Annotated in this window: 1 pseudogene; it reads right to left on the reverse strand. The window is 90.9% G+C overall.

Going from position 1 to position 230, the window contains the following annotated elements:
- Nucleotides 1-230, reverse strand: a pseudogene (locus AAHZ94_RS36665) (protease); the annotation flags it as partial.

A 230-nucleotide genomic window follows, 5' to 3' on the forward strand; every position in this document is an offset into this window, starting at 1 on the left:
GGTGTAGAGGCCGGCCGCGCGGGGGCGGGGGGCGGGGGGGGGGGGGGCCGGCGCGGGGGCGGCGGCCGGGGCGGGCGCGGCCGGGGCCCCGTCGAGCAGCAGCACCGGCACCCGGCCCGCGCCGTCCGGAAGCGGCACGGCCGCCTCGTCGCCGGCGCCGGCCTGCGCCCCGCCGGGCAGCTTGGCCGCCGGGGCGGCGGGGGGGGGCACGGCGGCGGCCCCGGCCGCGG

The sequence above is a fragment of the Streptomyces sp. HSW2009 genome, assembly GCF_040240285.1.
GTDB lineage: Bacteria > Actinomycetota > Actinomycetes > Streptomycetales > Streptomycetaceae > Streptomyces.